Source organism: Galbibacter sp. PAP.153, assembly GCF_037029175.1.
In the GTDB taxonomy this organism is placed as follows: Bacteria; Bacteroidota; Bacteroidia; order Flavobacteriales; family Flavobacteriaceae; genus Galbibacter; species Galbibacter pacificus.
This window is the reverse complement of the sequence record NZ_JAZEUN010000008.1, coordinates 24,061-42,957: the sequence shown is the minus strand read 5'-3', so window position 1 is coordinate 42,957 and position 18,897 is coordinate 24,061. Positions and strand designations below refer to the sequence as shown.

Below are 18,897 nucleotides of genomic sequence, written 5' to 3'. Positions count from 1 at the left end.
GTTCTATTATGTCATTTTTTAGTATCAGAAATTAATACAAACCGTGGGTTCGTCAACACGGCGGGAAGGTTGACCTTTCAACTATTTCCTGTTTAGCTCATCCCAAATCATAGTCACCCCATAACAGCGGAGGTGCTAATATGGGTTTATTCATTACATTGATTTTGAAAGGGGCCAACTTTGAAATATGGGCTTTCTGTTCTACCCTTGGAAAGTGAACCCCACAGTTGTTTATGCTGTTATACAATACTGAAGAGCTCAATAGATAGTCATGTTTGGCCAACCAGCCCGAGTGTGGGTCATAGTTGGACATTCTATGTGAGTCCTTATCACCGGTTACTTCAAAGGCTACATGCTCAGTAATATCCCTGACCATCCTGTCCGCCAATAATGGTCTTAAGCTATTTCCATACGAAACCTCACCTAAGGTTCCGCATATGACAATCCTATCCTTGCCCTGATCGAATAAACGATTGCAGTAAGAGTCTAGCCGACTAGCCTGTTCCTTCCGCTTCGCACTGTAGTCCACATCTCTACTATCCTCCGAGAATCTTGTACTGATGATGGTCAGCTCATCCCCGGTCGGGGTCACTACGGTATATTCCGGGCAGTCCATTTCAAAAAGGTCCTTCCCTTCTTGGTCACGTTCATGGGCATGGGGTTGGAACCCGACGATTCGATAGCCGTTTCTGGTCAAAATGGCATGGCCCAGTCCCCTATTGTCATTACCTTCCGTGAACAGCCACTGTTCAAAGGCACCTCCCAATTTTGGCCCCAAATAATCCCTGTTGAAATCCGATAGGGAGGCCCTATCCTCCACTTCCTGCAATACCAAAATATCCGGATCGGCCTCAGCAATACACTCCACTTTGGAACTTCGGTGTTTCTCATCCAAGGGATAGGTGCGGAGCTCCACCCAACCGTTCCAACCGACCCGTTCCGTGGCCCTGGTCTGACGTTCCCCGCCCAAGGGCTTTACGTAAAGGTGTCCCCCTTTTCTTCGTAGGGTTAAAAAGGGTTCGGTGGCCTGTGGGCTAAAACCCATCAAAAAGGCCAACTCGCGCATCCGCCCCAATTCTTGGTGCTGTTTGTTGGGGTTTTTCAAAAGGGACTGAAATTCCTCCATCCAATCCTGAAGGTTCTTGGAAGCATTTTGCCGTAAAAAGGAGAGGTCCCTGTGAAAAAGGTTTTGGATGTTCATCGTTGCTATTCTCATGATTGTCGAGTTTTGATTTTATTTTTTTCAGTGTTTTTTGTACCCCGTTTGTCCTGGGCATTTTGGTCAAAGGCCACCAAATTGAACAGTTCCCGCATACGGCTCCGTACCCGCTTGCCATAGCGCTCCTCCAGTTCCTCGGCGTTAAGATTTGTGGTGGCGTGCGTTCGAAGGCCCGATTCCAAGAACAGCTCATGGCGGGACAGCAAGATTTCCCCGATGACATTGCAATCCTTCCCGAAATGTCGCCCCATCTGTTCCACCCCGATGTCATCAAAACAGAAATACCGGCCATTGCCATAGTCTTCGATGATGCGATGGCCGACATGGTTGAACCCAAAGACAATGTTCCTGGCCGGTATGACCTCATAGGGCCTATAGTGCGGGGTGATATGCCTGATCAGTTTCATCAGGGTGGTCTTGCCACAGCCCACGGGACCCGAAAGAAGGATGCCCTTATCGGGATCAATGCCCAGTTTTTGACAACTGTCCTGGTCCCGGACCATGTAATTGCACAGCTTCAACAGGACTTCATGATCCTCGGGATAGAGCCTGAAATTTCTTCCGAACAGCATTTTCCCTTTGGCATCCATATAGGTCAGTACCTTGGAAAAGTCATATTCGACCTGCTTCCCGTCGAATTCTCCCAGGGAATAGACCACGCCTCCTTCCGTTATCTTAGAGGGGTTGCCCATAGTCCTTTTGTGTTTCGACCATCAAATGGTCGCGGTTTCTTTCCTGTGTTTTGGAAGCGCCCATTGCATTTTTTATTTCATCAGCCTTGATCATCCAATTGTGCGCCGCTGCCTTCCAATCCACAATGGAAATCTTGCCCCCTATCTTCCATCCAATGGCTTGATAATGATTGAAGAATCGCTGGGCCTCTTCTTTGCCATATCCATTTTCCTTAAAAAAATTGAGGACTTCCAATTGGCTTCTGGGCTTTGCTCCCAAAGAGCGTTTGTTCGTTTGGTCTGTTTTCTTATAAAAGGTGTCCGGTACACTGCTGGGACAGTAGGTCCCAAAAATGGAACGGCTCCGTTCCATGACCGTACCGCTCTTGTCCCAATTTTGGGACAGTCCAACCTTACTCGAACGTGTTGGGCTATTTGATGGGGAATAGTCGATATAGCCCATCGTATCCAATTGTTTCATTAACCGATGGTAGGTGGACTTGGAACCGATCTTGGCCATCTTCATCAATTCCTTGCGATTGACTGGAAATTCCTCTGGAAACCGAAACATATTCCAATAAAAAAACAAGGCCAGGTACAAACTGATATGGCCGGGACACAAACGCTCGTCCCCATAAATTTCGACCAAGGCCGCATTAAGGTGCTTGATATAGTTCATACCGTACCGTCCATGGGTTCCACCTTGTTGTCCAGAATAATTTGGTCGATCTCCTCTGCGTCGTAAAAAACAAGTCCCCCTACTTTGTAGCTGGGAATGATATCCTTGCTGCGCAGACTGTGCAGGGTACTGGGACTTATCTCAAATCGTTTTCGGATATCGCTTGATCGTAGCCAGTTTTTGGGTTTTGGATGGGTGTGTTCCACCATCAATTTCTTGAACTCCTCCAAGAGTTCCTCTTTGAACTCCATCAGGTCTTCCGTGGTAATGATCGTTGCCGCCATAATCTTGTGTTTTTAGGGATAGACAATGGACCTGTTCAGCCCTAAGCCTTTTATCCGGGTTCGATCACAAAACTCAAAAAGCTTTTTGGAAAAAATTCCCAAGTTGGTACCAACTTGGGAAAGATTTTTTTATCATAAGATTTGTATCGATTTAGGGCCATTTGGATTTTTGCGAGGTCCAAAAAAGCTTCAAAATCGCAAAAAAGGGGTGCCAAAACCCCCGAAAACCAAAATTCCCAAGTTGGTACCAACTTGGGAAAAATTCAAGGGCTATTCTTCCAGGGATTCCATCCGCTGGTTGAGCATCTCGATGAGCCTATCCAGGAACCTTGTCCGGCTGCTCTTACGGGAACGGATATCGATAAAAGTGTGGTAGTAATTGCCCAGGTCAACGTTGTAGAAATATTCGAAATGGGAGGCCATTTCCTTGATGTCCACTGTACCGCCGTTGATACATTTGCTGGTATGTAGGGCATAAAGGAGCTCGATGAGATCGGTCTTGCTCCCCGTCCAAAAAAGTTTTGATGGTTTTTCCATGGGTGTGTTCTTTGTAGGTTCCATATTGTTATTGAGGTCGTCCACTTCCTTTCTCAGGTACACGATGAGCATGTCATAGGCCATGATGGTGGCCACCGTGCCGTCCTGACAGGTGGAGAACTGGTCATCGATCAAAAAGTGGAAGGATTCCAAGGGCATTCGCAGATCGCGGTTGCCCCGGACAAAATACTGCTCGTCCATGGACATCGCCCCACGTCGGTAATAGTTATAGAATTCCAAGTTGTCGTTGAAGAAGGTTTGCAGTTTATCGATCTGTTGCTGTAGGTATTTTACTTGGGCCACATCCTTACCCCGTGGCCGTTTGCTCTCAATGCTAAAGAGCCTGATGTAATAGATGAGCTTGCTAAAGATCTGGGGCTTTACGTGCTTAAAAAAATAGATTTCGTCGGCCTGTGTCTCAAAATCCTGGCCAACGATCTGCTTTTGCAGTTTTCGGATGCACCTCTCCACCAGTACAATTCCCTTCTCCGCTTTGTACAGGATGTCGCCATTTCCACTTTCCAAGGCCTCCAACTGGCCCTCAAATTCCGATAGCAGTTTTTGATATTTCATTATAGGTAATCTTTAGTAGTCTCCAAAAACGTATGGTGTTCCCCCCTTAGCCATATCATCAAGGGGAGGGCACTTTACATCAAATTCGTATTCAGGGAACTTTTCTGCTAGATATCCTTCAAATAGGTCCATTTTGTACCAAATCAGTTGTACAAATTTGAATTGCTGAACGAATTGGTATCAAATCGCACGGTTTCAAACTAAATAAAATCCATAATGTTTTGTGCATCAAGGACATGATGGGGTCAAAAAAATCCCTTACAGATAAGTTTTTTTACGTTTTAGAGCCCATTTTGTTAAAAAAGCAGATTTTTCTTGTTAAAAATATTTTCAAAAATTTTTTATTTTAACCGCCCTTTTTGAAATCGCAACGGATGAAAAGAATTGTGGAAACCGAATTGGCCACCATGTGGTTGGAAGATGAAATCCTCTTTTTTATTTGGAAAGAGGGCATCTCCATTGACCTTTCGGGAGCCAAAAAAACGGTGGCCCGTCGCATGCTCCTGCAACAGGGAAAACCCTATCGCATCCTTTGCAACATCAATGGGGTCAGGCATATCGAGAAGGAAGCCTGGCACTTTTTATCTGGAGAAGGTGCCGAACTGGTCGAGGAACTGGTACTGGTTGCGGTCACCCCACTGGAGGAGGTCTTCTCCAAATACATTTCGACCCGAATGCGTTCGGCGCCAATTCAAATGTTCCCCGACATGGAAACGGCCCGCAGGTACCTATCGCGCCCAAGATAGGTGTTGTGTCCCGTTTCCAATGGATTATGAATCTAAAACACGGGGACAATTATGGACAGTCTGGAAAACAAGAAGCGATTGGAGCATATCTACAATCAATTGGTGCATATCGCCAATGGGAACTTCTCCTACCAAATCGAACGAACGGATAAAAACGATGCACTGGAGGCCTTGACCTTTTTGGTCAATTCCACCACCGAGGAACTCAGGGACGCCTTTCTGCACCAAGGCTTTATCAAATTGCCCAATTCCTATGAAATGGTCGTTCAATTGTACTTTGAACTGGATAGCTTAGGTCAAATTACCAGAACCAATCCTACGGTCGATACCCTATTGCACTACAAAGAAGGGACCTTGAAAGGCCGCCTATTTGCTCAACTGTTGGACAAAAGCTCCCAAAAGGGGTGGAAAAAACTGTTGAAGGCAGTTCCAAAAGACAAGATATGGGAACTGACCCTACAGTTGTCCCTTTCCGAACGATCGGGACTCCAGCTTCCCGCCCATTTCCATATTATCTATTTTCCGGAATACGCGAACCAAGTGGGTGCTTTTATGGTGACCAGCTTTGATCTGGTCAAGAAAGAGGAGACGGATCAAGGGTTCCTTCAGAAGAAACTTAAAAAACAATTACAGGCCCATGGGCTATTGCCCCGACCGGAAAAAACAGAGACCCATATCCTCCGCGCCGTGGATCTGGAGAACCTAAGAAAAGGCGAACGGCATATCATGGACAATCTGGATATGCCACTGCCCTCCATAAGAGAGCTGGCCCATTTTTGCAATACCAACGAGTACAAGTTCAAAAAAGGATTCAAGGAGCTTTTCGGCATGACGGCCTTTCAATATCAAAAACATGAACGGCTCAGAAAGGCCCACATTCTGATAGAACACACTCATAAGACCATCCTTGCCATAGCCAAAACCGTGGGTTTCAAAAAGGGGAACCACTTTACCCGGGAATTCAAAAAAAGGTATGGTTATACGCCATCCCAACTGCGGAAACGCTCCAAATAATCCTTCTCAGAGCCTAAATAATCCCTTAGAGATCGGTAGACCCCATTAATTTTATCATTGTAAATCAAACTCTTACAATGAAAACGGGCATACTCATATATAAACGTTGGGCCATAGTGGAAACCATTTGCTATCTCTATAGCATACTTTTCCTGTATACCGCAAGCAGTAAACTCATGGGACTATCCGACTTTAAGCTCCAAATGAATCGTTCAGAATTCTTGGGTCCTTTCGCGGAGTGGATTGCCTGGATGGTGCCCCTGCTTGAAATTGTGCTGGCCATACTGCTACTGATTAAAGCGTATCGGTTGGCTGCCCTATACGGGTCCCTTATATTAATGACCTTTTTTACGGGCTATATAGCTTGGATGCTCCGTTTCAGCGACCATATCCCCTGCTCCTGCGGGGGTGTCATATCCTCCATGGGCTGGGAAACCCACCTTGTGTTCAATGCCTGTTGGATTGCACTGGCATTGATCGGTATCATGCTATGGGAAAACAAAGGAAAAAAATCAACATCTAAAAACACTGTGCAGTCAAAGGGGAAGCCGAAAACCTTAGAAAAAGAGTAGGCATTAATAATTAATTCTTAATACTATGAAAACTAGATTTTTAAAACTTGTTTTACCGGCCTTTGCCATTCTATTGGCGGTCGGTCTGGCCTTTGCCACGGAGAGCAATACGGTCAGTCAAGTGGCGTACTATCAAACGTCAAGCGGGGTCATGGAGGTGACCATAGGGGACGACTGTGAGCCTAACGGCGACATCAGTTGTACGTACTTCGGCAATCAACTATATGCTGAACCTTCCCTGTCCACACCATTGGGCAGGAACCCATAGTTCCTTGTCACTCGTAGTAGAAAAGGTGCCCCCTCACAGGGCACCTTTTTGACTAATTCAAAAAATACATGAAAACAAAAAATTACGCTTTAGTTGTTGAAAACTACCATCCCTTATTGGGGATTACATTTCCATTATGCTATTTGATTTTTTGATCCATTGATTTGTTTACAATGAATCCAATCGGGCCAAGCAGTGCTCCCAATGTCCTCTGGCATCACTGTCCTTTTCCTTTCTTAACTTGCTCTTTATATCCCCCCTTAATTTCACCAACTGCTCCATCAACAGCCCTTTGGAGTAAGCGGTATAATCATAAGCTTTCATTTCTGCATAAAAGTGTTGCGGTTTTTGGTGTACCGCCATAATGGCCCTGTCGATATAATAGGATTGGATTTCTTGCCGTATCCGTCCCACTTTGGCAGGAACTTCATACAGTTCCCTGAACAATCCCTCTTGCAATTCCGATAGATACCATTCAAACGTACCTTCAAAGCCCTCAAGCGTTTCCATATATTCAAAGCGCTTCAAGCGTCGGGGGCGTAATAGTTCGTCCACCGATCGCTGTTGGAATTCGACCATTTTGTCCGGAAAGGTGGAGTATTCCAGTTTGGGGAGGAACTCGGGGGTAACCAACCATTGCGGTGGGTTCAGGGCATTGGCATGCAAAAAGTCCATGGCCTCCCTCTGCATGGCCAAAGGGATTGGCGTGAACATCTTGCCAGGGGTGTTGATCGGCTTGTACCGAATATCGTACCCACCTAGCAAAGAGGTCACATGGAGCATATGATCTTTCCACTGTTCCAGTAATCTTCCATATAGATTTTCCAATCTTCTAATGTCCTTTTGGTCCTTAACGGCGGCCGGCATCAGTTGGATGACACGTTCCAAGTTCTTCAGTGCCAATTTGGTGCTCTCGACCGGATCATTGGTATCCACCACTTCATCTGCCGTTGCGGGCCCGAAAACCTCCACTTGGCTTTGGTTGAACCTGAACCAAGGAACGGAATCCTGCACCCCTATAATACGCTCTAGGGCTTCCTCCTCCTGCTGCTCTGACATTTCCTCTGGAAATTCGGTGTAACCCCACTCGATCTGGTGACGGTCCATCGGGCCCACTTTTTGCAGTAACAGTTCAGGGGGCACATTGTCCTCCGGCTGGGCAATATTGTTTTCCCTGGTATAGCTCATCATACTAGGGGTATGGCCCATGGTCTTCAGCCATTGGATATCGGACATCTTTTCGACGGGATAGGCGAACTCGCCATAGTTACTGTCAAAAAGACCAAAGGCGTGACCCGCTTCATGGGCGGCAACCCCTTGGAAAAGCCTTCCGGTGAGTTCTTGGGGAAAAGGCAACGACTGGGCCCGTTTATCCAAGGGCGCGCAACGGATAAAATAACGGTCCGTAACATTTTCGACCGACGCTCCCAGATAAATGTCGCATTTGAGGATTTCTCCTGTCCTTTCATCGATTATGAGTGATACAGTCCCACCGGATTCTTCAAAGCCGCGCAAATATTTGGAATCGCCCCAGTCCACGTAGGAAGTATGTATACTATGGGCCTCCCATTCCGACAGGCTATCCGTTTCCTTGACCACTATGGCATCCTTGAACCCTGCTGCCTCAAAGGCAGGCAGCCATTCTTCGATTCCGGCCCTCACATAAGGTCTCCACTGTTCGGGAACCTCTGGGGGTATGACAAATATGATCGGTTTAACGGGCACGCTCAGTTTTCGGTCCTTGTGTTTTTTCTCCAATCGCCACCGGGCAATATTGGCCACACTGTTTTTGGGTTCACCATGATTGATACCACTCCGGTCCTCATTGAAGAATCCCATGCGGTAGTCATAGTCTCGGCCTTTCATCAGTTTCTCGGGAAGGGCCGCTAATCCAAAGAATACTGGAAAGGAAACTTTCGAGCCTTCGAACATCAAACCACGTCGGGTTTTGATGATCACCTCGTTATGAAAATCCTTTGAGCCCTGCAACAAGCTCATCTGTGGTATCAAGGTTTCCGTAAAGCCCTTGGTCCACTCAATGACATTGTCCATTACCAAGGAAGTGACGTTGATGCACAATTCCCCTTGTTTGCCCATATCTTTTTCCAAGGGAAACATGGCCAAGACATTATCCTTTAATGCTTTGTGATGCTTTACAGGTAAAATGGTTCCTGAAGTGGACTTTACCCTAGGGTGCTTTAATAGCACCTTGTCCCCTTCCAGTGACCAAAGCACCTGCATATATCTACATGCTTTTCTGTAGTCATAGCGGATAAAGAGCATAGGACGCTCCAGCACCTCTCTCGGAATATTGAGATAGAGCTCCCCCTCCTGCATAAAGGAGGTCAGAAATGTTGACCCTCTTGTATAATTTACTGATTCAGCCTCTTTTGCGACGTTGGTTTTCGGTGTTTGGGAAAATCCCCCAACCGCCATAAAAAGCCATAGTATTATTACGATTTTTTTCATTGATGTCATTTTTATTGAGGATACCAAGGCTTCCAGTGAAATGCCCTGGCATCCTTTGTTGTTCATATTTATCAGTAGCCAGCATTCTGTGGCAATAGATTGGGGTTGATCTCTATCTCGGTCTCCGGAATGGGCAACAACAGGTCGGTATCCTGCCATCCTGGCTTGATACCTTCCAATACGGCTCTGGCCCCTCCAAAGCGTTTCAGATCGAACCAACGATGCCCCCGCTCTGTGAAGAGTTCCATCCGTCGTTCCTGCAATACCGCTTCCAATAGCTCCCCTTGTGTTCCTATGGGGACATTGGGCAAACCTGCCCGATTGCGGAGCACATTAATATCGCTTGCTGCATCGGACAGATTGCCCAGTTGTGCCCTCGCCTCGGCCCGGATTAGGTACTGTTCCGCCAAACGAAGTACGATAGAATATTCCATAGACTCCGTCTGGGAAAAATCGGCCTTGTATTTATAGGCGTAGAAAAGGGTCAATGTATTGTCGGCATTGGATATGCTTTCTGTCCAAGAAGCTTCCCGTAGATCGCCCTCCTCAAAACTGTCCATGAATGATTCGGTCAGCGCATAGGTCTGGCCGGGAACCGCCTGTATGATCAATCGGTTTGCCTCTTGGGTATTCCTAGGCGCCTCGCCCGGCTTCAATTGCCAAATGGTCTCGCCCGAATCCTTTAGAAAGACCCTATCCAAATCGCCTTCCAGATCAAAGGCTACTATTAGTTCAGAAGCCATAGCGTCAGCATTCGACCAATCCTGTACATACAGGTACATCCGGGCCAATAAGGCCTTGGCTGCATACTGGTCGGGTATGGTGCGTTCCGACGATGGGTTTTCCATACCTTCCAAGAGGGCCACGGACCGTTCCAAATCGGTAATGATCGCTTCAAAAACTTCGGCCTCGGGGGTCCGTGATACGGTATTGTTCACCTGATAGTCCACCGTGGTGATATAGGGTACATCCCCGAACAATTGGGCCAAAAGACTATGGATATAGCAGCGGACGAATAGGGCCTGGCCGGTAAACAGGGCTTTTTCCTCCTCGCTCAGGGCCTGTGATTCTTCCACACCTCTAATGATATCGTTGGCACCGTAGATCAGCTCATAGCCATTGGCCCACCATTGCCGTACCAATTCATTGCCGGCCAATAGATTGTGTTGGTAGAATTCCGTATTCTGCACTTCGAATCCATAATAGTCCAGTTCGTCCGTATAGATGCCCATAGCCGTGGTCAGGCCGAAGCTGCCCGATACCATACCTTGTTCCCGCATCCCGAAAAATAGGTTCGCCATGGCCGAGCGTACCGTGGAGGCTTCATCGAATACCGTTTCGGCGACCAAGGTGTCCTTGGGCGGGGCCACTTCCACAAAGTCCGTACAGCCTTCCATACCCAGACACATGAGCAATGGTAGGATTTGAAGGTTGAGATGTTTTATGAGTGCTGGAAGACCATGGTCCCCTACGCTCCTGGTTTTGTTTATTCGTTGTATCATATCTAATTTTTTTTATGGTTAAAAGTCTACTTGTAGTCCAAGGGTAATCTGTCGCAATTGTGGCAATCTAACGTTGGAAGGTTGTTCAGGGTCCGGTCCCCGATATTTTGTCCAAGTCCATAGGTTCTGTCCCTGTAGGTAAACGTTCACCTGCATGCCATTATCCAGGCGGCCGAGCCCATAGTTCAGGGAAATGTTCCGCAAACGGACGAAGGAGGCATCGGAAAAGGCAGCATTGCTCAATTGCTGGAAGGTCCCGCGGTCCACATCCGGGGCGAGTCCCCCAGAGGCCCTTTGAATGGGCGCCAAATCCCCTGCTTGTTGCCAACGATCCAGTAGTTCGACCGGGGCGTTCCCACGAAAGCCCGGGGTGGCCCCAAAGGCCAATTGGTCAAAAGCTTTCTGCTTTTTGAACTGGAAGAATACATCCAATGATAGTTTGCCATAGGTAAGGGTATTGCCCAACCCGCCATAGAAGCGCGGGGCCCTGTCCTCGATAAACTGTCGGTCCTCCAAACTGCTGATGTTGCCATCCCCATTATAGTCCTCAAAGGTGTAGAGGCCCGTCTCTGGGTCCACGCCAAGGGCGTTGTAGAGCTTGACAATGGTCAGTGGCTTGCCGATCTCATAGCGATTGGCAAAGGGAGAAGATTCCAGGCCGTCGAAGCGCAACAATTTATTCCTCGGCACCGTAAGGTTGACCCTCGTGGACCACTTTAATTTGCCATTTCTCAGATTGATGGTGCGAAGGTCCACCTCTACCCCGGAATTCTCCACGGTGGCATCAAAGTTGCCCGTCAATTCGGAAAAACCGGTGGTGGCGGCCAAAGGGATGCCGACCAACTGATCTGAACTGCGATTACGGTACCATGAGGTGTTGAGCAATATGCGGTCATTGAAAAAACCGAGCTCCAAAGCTGCTTCCAGCTTTCGGTTGGATTCCCATCCAAAAAGTGGATTGAAAATGCCCGTGGGCTCCAATATGGAAATCCCATCATAATCAAATCCGGTTACGCTATAGGTATCCAAAAAACGGTAATCACCGATATTGTCACTGCCCGTGGTTCCATAACTGCCTCTTAATTTTCCAAAGCTCAATATCGCATTGTCCCCAAAAAGGGATTCCTCGCTAAAGAGCCAAGCCAAACCCACGGCACCAAAGTTCCCAAACTGCCGGCCGGGACCAAAACGGGAGGAACCGTCCCTACGGCCGGTCAGATTGAGAATATAACGGCCCTTCACATTGAGGTTCACCCGACCGAAGACCGCATTGTAGTTGTACTCGCTTTCCGTATCCGTCAGCACTTCCAAGGTCTCGGCAGCGGATAGGTTAAAGATCAAATCCTCATTGGGAAAACCTCTGCCCCGTTGCACAAAACCCTCGGTGGTCTGTTGTTGGAAGGTGGTCCCTATCAATACATCCAAGGCGGTCCTGCCCCACTTTTGTTTCCACTGCAATTGGGGCTCCACGATCCAAGAGTCCCGTTGGGAAACGTTGGTCGTAATCGAGGAATAGTTCTCTGGGGTCAGTCCCAAGCTCGGGTTACGGGCACTGCTGGGTAGGGTCCTATAGGAATCCAAGCGATAGGTGTTGTACCCCAGACTGGTCCTTAGTTCCAGATTGGGCAATAGCTTATAGGAAACCAAGGCATTGGCGATAAGGGTGTTCACCTTGGAGACATAGTCCTCCTCCAGGGCGGCAAAAGGGTTGTTCCAGGTATTGTTTTCCCAGTTCAACCGTCCTTCCTCATCATAGATTTCGGGGGCATTGGGCTCCAAGGTGTAGGCCAATCCTGTGAAATCGCGCTGTGGCAATTGGTTTCGTTCATTGGAATAGATGGTGGACAGGTCGATTTGGAAGCGGTCATTCTCTGAGCGGTGGTTCACCTTGCTCTGCACCGTTGCCTTTTTATAGTTACTATCCCCGGGGAATACCGTGGTTTCCTTTAAGTAGCTACCACTGATTAAAAAATTGGTCCGTTCATTACCCCCTGATACCGAAAGCTGGGCATTGTTGCGATAGGAAGTACCGCCAATGAGGACCTTCTGCCAGTCGGTATAGCGGGAATTGTCCCAGCTTTTGAGGTCCGGAAAGAACAGATCAAAATTGGGGTCGTTCAAAAAGTCCCCGAAACCGTCATTGACAATCCCTTCCCTTCGGATTTCCAAATATTGTTGGCTGTTCATCAGTTCCAAGAAATTGGAAACCTGGCCCAAGGTTGTACTAAGGTTGGCGCTGAAGGTTGTCCTGCCCTCTTTTCCACGCTTGGTGGTGATCAGGACTACCCCATTAGCACCCCTCGAGCCATAGATGGCCGTGGCATCGGCATCCTTCAATACCTCGATACTCTCAATGGTCGTAGGGTCGATGGCATTGAGCGGACTGATATTGCCCCCCAGAATCCCACCAGAGACACTACTGGAACCTAGGGACTGGGAACCAAAGGGTACACCATCGATGATATAGAGCGGGTCGCTCAACCCATTTATGAAGTTTCTACCTCGTACCTCGACCTCGAATCCCCCACCGGGAACCCCTGTGTTTTGGACGATGTTGACACCTGACAGCTGGCCTTGCATAGCGGCCAAAGGGTTGCCCACGGGCTGTTTCTCCATGGTCTCAGCCTTGATAGTGGCTATATTTCCTGTGCGTTCCTTTTCGGATACGTTGTAGTAACCCGCATTGAGAACTACTTCCCCCAATTGCGTGATGTCTTCTTCCATTTGGACGTTGACCTCACGCCTCCCCTTAATCCCAACAAACATAGGTTCAAAGCCAATGATTGAAAAGTAAAGTGTATCGTTTGGATTGGCTTGAATGGTAAAGGATCCATCAAGGTCGGTAATCGTGCCCCGTTGGGTGCCTTCCACCTGGATGCTTACCCCAACGAGAGGGTTTCCGTTAGTGTCGGTGACGGTGCCGGTGATGGTAGTTTGAGGAGGTGGGGCCATGGCAGCCTCCAAGGTTTGTGATGGCCAAAGGGCCAGCAGCATGTTAATGATCAGGAACAGGGAAAACCTGTTCGCATTTATCCATATTATCTTCATAATTTTGAGTCGTTTGATTTTAACCGTTAGTGTTAATTGAATCGTGCCTCTGGACAATTGCTACCCTGTCCGGAGGTTTTTTGTTTGCACTGCCCCCGAAGTCCCGACAAAGCCTTAACTTACCTTAGGGGATTTAGGTTCGGGCATAGGCCATCCTGTCCAAGGATTTAACGCTCTTGGAAATGGGATTCCTAATGGAACAAGACTATGATTTCGTGATAGGGCCGGTTGCCCAAAAAATGTATGTGTCAGTTATGGGTCTGAAGTAGTAGCGTAAACCGAAAATTAGTAGCGTAATACCCATAACTATAGTCCATGGTTATACGGGATTCTTTGGCTTTTTCATGAAAAGGATATCGAATACCGAGTGACAGGCTCCAAAAATGGAGCAAAAACACGGTGTGAACCCTACAGAAAAAAGTTGCCAAATGTTTCCCATAACCTTAAAAGGTTAGCGACACATCGAAAAAGAAAAAAATAAAACCAAACGCTAAGAAACAAGTTGGGCGTGAAAACTCAACTTACCGACTTGAGGTTCTGGTATACCTTGGAAACGATAAGAGAGCTCACGCCCGGGTCGTGAGCCAATCTGCTTATCATCTCGTTTCCATAAAAATTACCAGTTTTCAAGCCGAGATTCAAAGCGATAGCTTCAAATATGTTCTAAACGAAGAATCGCAAAATATGTAATTCTAGACGAATATAACAATATTTTTTAATCTGTACTATAGTACATAATAATTCTTTGAGAATTTGTTTCAATTTGATGGATGCACGAATCGCTTGATGAAATAGAACGTTATATAATATCTAGAGTTAGAGAAATTCGAGAAGCCAAAGATGTGACGCAGGAAGAATTATCTCTAGCTATTGGAAAAAATATTGGTTTTATCTCACAGATAGAAGCACCTTCTAAAAAAGCCAAATACAATACAATTCACTTGAATTTAATTGCAATAGCATTGGAGTGTTCTCCTAAAGACTTTTGGCCTGAATATCCTCTAATAGAAGAGAAACATAAAAATATCAAAGCAGCTCAATCTAAAAATAACTAGGAATTAAATATTCAGTTTGCCTTTCCCAATTTTAGGTCCATTACAGAATTCCACATTTTCCTTTTCTAGAAAATTCTTACATTTAGTGCCAATTATCCCCCCAAGAAATTTATTAAATAACTACTATATTTTTATACTAAATTGGGCATATTCAACCAAATTGGCTGTATACTCTTAAAATGACTCATAAAAACACACTGAAAAATAGTGTATTTTCATGATGGAAAGTTTATATTAAACATTTTTAACCCTCCCCTATGAATCGAATAAAAGAAGTTTTGGAACAAAAGGGATTAAAGCAAATATGGTTGGCAGAAAAGCTCGGAAAGAGCTACAATATTGTTAATGGCTATGTTCAAAACAGAAGTCAACCAAGATTAGAGGTCCTATTCCAGATTGCTGGTATTTTAGGTGTTGACCCTAGCGAATTAATTGCTACCAAAAAAAATGATACTGCACGGATAATCCCATCCAAGGATTAACAAAAAACGACCAAATCAAAACTAAACAGACAGAGCTATAACGTGAAAATTCCGGTAATTGACATATTTGCTGGCCCCGGCGGCCTTGGAGAAGGATTCTCCAATGTACCCTCAGCCAATCGACGATCTTTTGAGATAAAATTATCCATTGAAATGGATGAAAATGCTCACAAGACATTAGAGCTCCGTAGTTTTTATCGAAAATTTGCAGCAAAAAATGTACCCCTAGAGTATTATAATATCTTAAAAACTTCCAATATTGATGATAGGGAAACCTTAAAAAGAGAATTATTTCAAAAGTATCCTAAACAGGCCAGTGCAGCAAGGCATGAAGCTTGGTGTGCTACACTTGGAGAAGTACCTCCCCAAGATGTAGACCAAAAGATTCGAAGGGTCTTGAATGGTAATAGAAACTGGGTGCTTATCGGTGGGCCTCCATGCCAAGCCTATTCCTTAGTAGGTAGATCCAGAAGGCAATGGAAAGACAATCTTGACAAGTCAGACAAGCGTGTTCATCTGTACAAGGAATATCTTAGGATCATTGCTAAACACAGTCCTGCTATTTTTGTCATGGAAAATGTGAAGGGACTTCTATCATCAACGGTTGATGGGGAGAAGGTTTTTGATTTAATTAAGCGCGATTTAAAGAACCCATCAATTGTTTTTCCGGATTCACCCTATTCCTATAAAATCTATTCATTGACCTCTTCTCCAAATGGTTTTGATGAATTAGATCAACCCCTGTACGATAACGATTCAAAATATTTAATCAAATCTGAAGAATATGGCGTGCCTCAAAAAAGACATAGGGTTATTTTGTTAGGAATAAGAGAAGACATCCCCATTGAACCTGATATCCTTAAAAGGCAGAACGAGCTGATAAACCTAGAGGATATTATTGGAGATCTTCCGAAAATTAGAAGTGAATTAAACCGTACTTATATTGGAAGTAAAACTGTGATTAAAAACGGTAAAAAGAAAAAAAAGAGACTATATAAAAAAGAAGAGGACTCCGATAAGAACTGGAAAAAACTTATTAATTCATTTAGGTCTGAAATTATTTCATGGAATGGATTTGCCAAGGATTTTTCCTCTACAACGGTGGATACACCCATTAACAATATTGGTTCCGAATACATCGAATATGAAACCCCGTCAATCGAGAACCCGCTTTATGATTGGTATAACGATCAAAATTTGGATGGTATCCCAAATCATGAATCAAGATCCCATCTTACCCAAGATTTAAAGCGTTACATGTTCTCTAGTATGTTTGCCCAAACATATAAGAGGTTTCCTCGTCTTGATGAATATGAAGAACATAGTTTAGAACTCCTTCCTGATCATGAGAATGCCAAATCTGGAAAATTCTCTGACAGGTTTAGAGTTCAAATGCCAAATATCCCAGCAACAACGGTTACAAGTCATATTTCAAAAGATGGACATTATTTTATTCATTATGATTCTGATCAATGTAGAAGCTTAACCGTTCGGGAAGCCGCACGCATACAAACCTTTCCTGACAATTATTTATTTTGTGGGTCTAGGACAGCTCAATACCATCAAGTAGGCAATGCTGTACCTCCATATTTGGCCATGCAAATAGCGAAGGTCGTGTTAAAGGTTTTAAAGGAATATAACAACATATGAGTCAACAACAGGATATTTCATTTAATCCCAAAGCCCGTATCATACTCCAGCTTGGGGATCAACTTATCCGCAGTGAAAACATTGCCGTACTGGAGTTAATTAAAAACTCTTATGATGCCTGCGCCAAGAAAGTAACCATAAGACTGAAAAACTTGGACAGTCCAAACTTTGGAGTCATTACCATTGAGGATGATGGTCTTGGAATGGATTATGGCTTGATAAAAGACGTTTGGCTAACGCCCGGTACTACACATAAAAAGAACCAGATTGAATCAGGAAACTTTATAAACCCTTGTAATCGAGTCCCTTTAGGTGAAAAAGGAATAGGTCGATTTGGGGCCCACAAACTTGGGGAAGAAATCGAGATGATTTCAAAAAAAGAAAATGCCAAAGAAGCATATCTTAAAATCAAATGGAAGGATTTTGACAATGACGATATGTTGCACAAAGTTCCTATTGAACTCTCTGAAAGAGACCCTGAAGAATTTTCAGAAGGTAAAACCGGGACCAAAATAATCATAAGGGGACTACGAAATAAATGGACAAGGGGAGGAATCCGTAGTTTGTATAGAGCAATTAATTCACTGAATTCTCCCTTTGAATCAAACAACTCATTTCGTGTAGTCTTTAAAACGGATAAACCTCATTGGTTAGAGGGATTACTATCATTTGACGATATTAAGGATAGTGCGTTGTTTACCGCAGAGGCAATTATCAGGGAAAATAAAATCGTTAATCTTAATTATGAATTCAATCCGTGGGCTACGTTAAAAGGGCTTAAAGAAAGAAAATATAACGCTACCGATATCGAAATGATGCAGAAGGAATATGACGATGCCGAGGAAAGAAAAATGCTGAAGGACATTGATCTTTCAGAACACAATATCGGTGAAGTAAAACTCCGAATGCTCATTTTTGACCTTGACACCAATATTCTATCCTTGGGAGGTATCCAAGACAAAAGAGGGTTTAAAGCATACTTAAAGGATAATGGAGGTATACGAGTTTATCGAGATGGAGTGAGGGTCTATGATTATGGTGAACCGGGCAATGATTGGCTCAGCTTGGATTTGGAAAGAGTTAATTTGCCAGCAGCAAGAATAAGCAATAACATTGTTATTGGCGCAATTGCTCTTGACCGGCTAGAAAGTAAAGATCTTGTTGAAAAGACCAATCGCGAAGGATTCATTGAGAATGATGCTTTTAATACATTTTACAGTGCAATCAGATTTACTATTAGTCAAGTAGTTGCTCAACGTAATATAGATAAGGATAAAATCCGTAGTCATTACGGTAAATCAAAAAAGAAAACCCCCGTTGTAGACAATCTGGCAATTCTTGAGGAAAAAGTAAAAACCGATCTTCCGGACGGAGCGGTAAAAACAGATATACTTGGTATGATTTCCGAGATTTCGGAAGATTACAAAACCATCAGTGAAGTCTATATCCGAAGCGCCAGTGCAGGCTTAAGCCTAAGTATTGTAATCCATGAAATAGAGAAGATCATTCAGGAAATGCTTTATATAGTTGAAGACAGTTCGAAATCAGATGCAGATGGTGAAAAAATCAAGTCTTTGACTTGGCACATGGGCAAATTAATCGATGGTTACAGTGGCCTTATCAGAAGGAGATCTAGGCGGGAATCGGATCTCAAGCAAGTGGTCAGACAGGCTCTTTGGAACATAGACTTCAGGTTGAACGCGCATGATATAGAAGTAATAAGGGCCTGGGATGAAGCAAAGAGTTTTTCGACCAAAGTAAAATGTTCTGACAACCTGATTATCGGAACTATAATCAACATAATTGACAATTCCATTTGGTGGTTGAATTACGGTAAAGTGCAACAAAGAAAAATATGGATGGAAATCACTGATGAACTACCTGGTTATTGCACGATTATCATTGCTGATAATGGACCTGGTTTTACTCTTCCCACTGAAGATGTTATAAAACCATTTATTTCCAATAAAGAAAGTGGAATTGGAATTGGATTACATATAGCACACGAAGTAATGAACAGCCATGGAGGCGAATTGCTCTTTCCATCACCGAATCAATTCAGTATCCCAGAAGAATATAAATCAGGTGCATTGATTGCACTTGCCTTTAAAATGGAAAACAATTAATC

General features: G+C 44.8%; 17 protein-coding genes. 8 read left to right on the top strand and 9 right to left on the bottom strand.

Translation table 11 applies throughout. From position 1 onward, the window contains the following. Nucleotides 1-97: 97 nt before the first annotated feature. The 5 genes from UXI14_RS06530 to UXI14_RS06510 form a co-directional block, all read right to left on the bottom strand. Nucleotides 98-1,216 (bottom strand): hypothetical protein, encoded by a 1,119-nt coding sequence (locus UXI14_RS06530; RefSeq protein WP_335965434.1) that lies wholly within the window; start codon nucleotides 1,214-1,216, stop codon nucleotides 98-100. Further along, a complete protein-coding gene (locus tag UXI14_RS06525) occupies nucleotides 1,213-1,911 on the bottom strand; it encodes an ATPase (protein ID WP_335965433.1) in 699 nt (232 codons plus the stop codon). Before UXI14_RS06525 ends, UXI14_RS06530 begins: the two co-directional genes overlap by 4 nt. After that, nucleotides 1,895-2,569 (bottom strand): hypothetical protein, encoded by a 675-nt coding sequence (locus UXI14_RS06520; RefSeq protein WP_335965432.1) that lies wholly within the window; start codon nucleotides 2,567-2,569, stop codon nucleotides 1,895-1,897. Before UXI14_RS06520 ends, UXI14_RS06525 begins: the two co-directional genes overlap by 17 nt. Further along, nucleotides 2,566-2,820, bottom strand: coding sequence for a helix-turn-helix domain-containing protein (locus UXI14_RS06515; RefSeq protein WP_335965431.1), 255 nt, complete (start codon nucleotides 2,818-2,820; stop codon nucleotides 2,566-2,568). Before UXI14_RS06515 ends, UXI14_RS06520 begins: the two co-directional genes overlap by 4 nt. A gap of 303 nt (nucleotides 2,821-3,123) precedes the next feature. After that, a complete protein-coding gene (locus UXI14_RS06510) occupies nucleotides 3,124-3,963 on the bottom strand; it encodes an RteC domain-containing protein (protein WP_335965430.1) in 840 nt (279 codons plus the stop codon). Between the two features lie 374 nt (nucleotides 3,964-4,337). Between UXI14_RS06510 and UXI14_RS06505 the strand changes: the two genes are divergently transcribed. The 3 genes from UXI14_RS06505 (at nucleotide 4,338) to UXI14_RS06495 (ending at nucleotide 6,295) form a co-directional block, all read left to right on the top strand. Then, nucleotides 4,338-4,709 (top strand): hypothetical protein, encoded by a 372-nt coding sequence (locus UXI14_RS06505; protein WP_335965429.1) that lies wholly within the window; start codon nucleotides 4,338-4,340, stop codon nucleotides 4,707-4,709. Nucleotides 4,710-4,760: 51 nt separating this feature from the next. After that, nucleotides 4,761-5,723, top strand: coding sequence for an AraC family transcriptional regulator (locus UXI14_RS06500; protein ID WP_335965428.1), 963 nt, complete (start codon nucleotides 4,761-4,763; stop codon nucleotides 5,721-5,723). A gap of 77 nt (nucleotides 5,724-5,800) precedes the next feature. Further along, nucleotides 5,801-6,295: a MauE/DoxX family redox-associated membrane protein gene (locus tag UXI14_RS06495; RefSeq protein ID WP_335965427.1), complete on the top strand. Its 495-nt coding sequence runs from the start codon at nucleotides 5,801-5,803 to the stop codon at nucleotides 6,293-6,295. 436 nt (nucleotides 6,296-6,731) lie between these two features. Here UXI14_RS06495 and UXI14_RS06490 read toward each other — a convergent pair whose 3' ends face one another. From UXI14_RS06490 to UXI14_RS06480, 3 genes are all read right to left on the bottom strand, one after another. Continuing rightward, complete coding sequence (locus tag UXI14_RS06490) at nucleotides 6,732-8,288, bottom strand: zinc-dependent metalloprotease (protein ID WP_335965426.1); 1,557 nt, start codon at nucleotides 8,286-8,288, stop codon at nucleotides 6,732-6,734. 2 nt (nucleotides 8,289-8,290) lie between these two features. Then, the gene (locus UXI14_RS06485; RefSeq protein ID WP_335965425.1) at nucleotides 8,291-8,413 is read right to left on the bottom strand and encodes a hypothetical protein; all 123 of its coding nucleotides are present in this window, start codon (nucleotides 8,411-8,413) and stop codon (nucleotides 8,291-8,293) included. Nucleotides 8,414-9,103: 690 nt separating this feature from the next. After that, the gene (locus UXI14_RS06480; protein ID WP_335965550.1) at nucleotides 9,104-10,381 is read right to left on the bottom strand and encodes a RagB/SusD family nutrient uptake outer membrane protein; all 1,278 of its coding nucleotides are present in this window, start codon (nucleotides 10,379-10,381) and stop codon (nucleotides 9,104-9,106) included. Here UXI14_RS06480 and UXI14_RS06475 point away from each other — a divergent pair. After that, complete coding sequence (locus tag UXI14_RS06475) at nucleotides 10,332-10,460, top strand: hypothetical protein (RefSeq protein WP_335965552.1); 129 nt, start codon at nucleotides 10,332-10,334, stop codon at nucleotides 10,458-10,460. The two genes, UXI14_RS06480 and UXI14_RS06475, sit on opposite strands and share 50 nt — an antisense overlap. 92 nt (nucleotides 10,461-10,552) lie before the next feature. Here UXI14_RS06475 and UXI14_RS06470 read toward each other — a convergent pair whose 3' ends face one another. Further along, nucleotides 10,553-13,486, bottom strand: a complete 2,934-nt coding sequence (locus tag UXI14_RS06470; RefSeq protein WP_335965549.1) for a SusC/RagA family TonB-linked outer membrane protein — start codon at nucleotides 13,484-13,486, stop codon at nucleotides 10,553-10,555. A gap of 866 nt (nucleotides 13,487-14,352) precedes the next feature. Here UXI14_RS06470 and UXI14_RS06465 point away from each other — a divergent pair. The 4 genes from UXI14_RS06465 (at nucleotide 14,353) to UXI14_RS06450 (ending at nucleotide 18,895) form a co-directional block, all read left to right on the top strand. After that, the gene (locus UXI14_RS06465) at nucleotides 14,353-14,637 is read left to right on the top strand and encodes a helix-turn-helix transcriptional regulator (RefSeq protein WP_335965424.1); all 285 of its coding nucleotides are present in this window, start codon (nucleotides 14,353-14,355) and stop codon (nucleotides 14,635-14,637) included. A gap of 257 nt (nucleotides 14,638-14,894) precedes the next feature. Then, nucleotides 14,895-15,119 (top strand): helix-turn-helix transcriptional regulator, encoded by a 225-nt coding sequence (locus UXI14_RS06460; RefSeq protein ID WP_335965423.1) that lies wholly within the window; start codon nucleotides 14,895-14,897, stop codon nucleotides 15,117-15,119. Between the two features lie 42 nt (nucleotides 15,120-15,161). Continuing rightward, nucleotides 15,162-16,769, top strand: a complete 1,608-nt coding sequence (locus UXI14_RS06455; protein ID WP_335965422.1) for a DNA cytosine methyltransferase — start codon at nucleotides 15,162-15,164, stop codon at nucleotides 16,767-16,769. Then, nucleotides 16,766-18,895, top strand: coding sequence for an ATP-binding protein (locus UXI14_RS06450; RefSeq protein ID WP_335965421.1), 2,130 nt, complete (start codon nucleotides 16,766-16,768; stop codon nucleotides 18,893-18,895). The genes UXI14_RS06455 and UXI14_RS06450 overlap by 4 nt, the downstream gene beginning before the upstream one ends. The last annotated feature ends 2 nt before the right edge of the window (nucleotides 18,896-18,897 follow it).